Here is a 1,941-nt window from a genome sequence, read left to right as displayed (position 1 = left end):
AAAGGGAGACGCTTATCTATGAGCGTAGTTCTGTAATGTCGTGCAGCATGACCTCGGCGTCCGGCACGCCAATCACATCCCTGCCTCTTGCCTCATCTGTCGCACTGACTGACACGCTCCTTGGCGTCGTCACATCAGGTAGCGAGACAACAGCGCAGCAGGTTTCAGTCGGCATTCTCGGCAGTGCTATTGCATCGGGCGCAGCGACAGCAGCCAGCAATAACGCGGCAGCTACCGTTTCGGCGATGCGTGGCGTTGCAGGCGGCGTGGCTGCTCTTGATGGTGCAGGCCATCTGGCACTGAGTGATGGTGCAAAACTGGTCTCAGTTCTGACTGTCACGTCAGCAACCCAGTCAACGCCGGCCATACTCTCACCTGATATCCCGCTTTCTGACCAGACACAGATCGGCACAGGCGGCACGATACTGGCTGACATTATCGCCCGCGCCGATGCTCTGCCGTCTGGCACCTATTACGTTGATCAGAACGATGTTGTCCGCAGAGCTCGCATTGTCGGCACACTACCCGATGATGTGACGGTTAACGGCGGCGTTTATATCGCAGGCAGCAGCACCCTGCCCGCAGGCCTCACCTCAGAAGGCGACGTCATTATCACTGACGGCACGGTCTATTTCCCAAACACTTGGAACAATAACGGCGTTCTCTGCACCGCAGGAGTATAATTTATGTCTACAGCAACAGGCACACCAGTATTCGTCTCAGTTGGTGGCGATGCGTCAGCAGCTACAGCAACATACACCCCGTCAGGCGCAACCACTTCAACAACGATAGCCCTTGGTGATCTGGCTGCATCAGTCGCGTCTAACACCACGGCAGTTGCAACGGCCGCCACTAACGCATCAGCAGCAGTCACAACGGCTAATGCAGCACAGTCAACGGCAACAACAGCGGCAAGTGCAGCCGCTACAGCACTAAGCGTTGCAAATGCTGCCATTCCTGCCTCTGAAATTGGCGCTGCTTCCGGTGTAGCAGGTCTGGATTCATCTAAAACATTACTGGCTCCATCGTCTAAAATTAGCATTAATTATAACACCGGTAATGCGGTCACGGCTGAAATTGATATTTATTCAAGCGGCGGCACGAATACAGATGCTTTTATGTCATGGTCGGGCGGCACTGGAAAACTTGACGCAAATATGTGGATAGGTGCAGCGCAATTAGCGTGTTTTTCAGCGTTTCCCATTGGCACAGCCGCATACCCGTTCAGCGGCGCAGTTCTTCAGAGTGCTGTTCAGGTTGTTTCAGACATAAACGATAAAACTATTATCGGAACGATTGGCGCATCAGATTATACAGCAGAGACAACAAAACTTCGCACAGCATGGGCCGCCATTTCAGGAGCTGTTTACACTCTGAATTTTAGCACGAACAAACGTAAGCACATCGGAGTTATTGCGCAGACAGTTCAGGCTGCATTTACGGCACAGGGACTGGACCCGTCTGATTATGGCCTCTGGTGCTCAACGCCTAAAACCAGGGCGGTTACATCTACTGTTGATGGTGCCACGACCATAACAGAAGAACCTGTTTATGAAGCAGATGGTAAAACTCAGGCAACACAGCAGACAGTTCGCTATGAGGAGCTTCTGTCCCTTGGGATTTTCTGTGAGCGTCTCGAACGTGCTGATCTGGCTGCACGCGTAACCGCGCTGGAAGCTAAATCGACCGCAGCTGCTGCTACGACCTCCACCGCTTCCACAACTGCCTGAGGTGCAAAATGACCTCACTCGATCAAACAATCCAGGGCCTTCGGGCCTCAGAAACACTGGTTTGCCTGCCAGAGCCCACAACAAACTTCAGGGTTCTATTTAATGGAGACCTTCCTGTGTCTCAGGCAGCAAAGACACAGGTTGATTTAGCGATCTTATACGGCGATTCCGTCCTTTTCTCAGGTTCCTGTACACTCGCAGTACAGGGGCA

At 52.8% G+C, this 1,941-nt stretch carries 2 protein-coding genes; both read left to right on the top strand.

Going from position 1 to position 1,941, the window contains the following annotated elements; translation table 11 throughout:
* Positions 1-35 precede the first annotated feature (35 nt).
* Positions 36-683 (top strand): hypothetical protein, encoded by a 648-nt coding sequence (locus HK11_RS09350; RefSeq protein WP_233133411.1) that lies wholly within the window; start codon positions 36-38, stop codon positions 681-683.
* 3 nt (positions 684-686) lie between these two features.
* The gene (locus HK11_RS09345) at positions 687-1,730 is read left to right on the top strand and encodes a tail fiber domain-containing protein (RefSeq protein ID WP_086555085.1); all 1,044 of its coding nucleotides are present in this window, start codon (positions 687-689) and stop codon (positions 1,728-1,730) included.
* Positions 1,731-1,941 lie beyond the last annotated feature (211 nt).

The sequence above is a fragment of the Acetobacter sp. DmW_043 genome, assembly GCF_002153485.1.
GTDB lineage: Bacteria > Pseudomonadota > Alphaproteobacteria > Acetobacterales > Acetobacteraceae > Acetobacter > Acetobacter thailandicus.
Note: the sequence above shows the minus strand (reverse complement) of the source record. Positions and strands in the feature narration are given on the sequence as shown.

Bases quoted from the DNA above. Each gene is read 5' to 3' on its own strand.
- HK11_RS09350 (WP_233133411.1), top strand. From the start codon at position 36: ATGTCGTGCAGCATGACCTCGGCGTCCGGCACGCCAATCACATCCCTG.
- HK11_RS09345 (WP_086555085.1), top strand. From the start codon at position 687: ATGTCTACAGCAACAGGCACACCAGTATTCGTCTCAGTTGGTGGCGAT.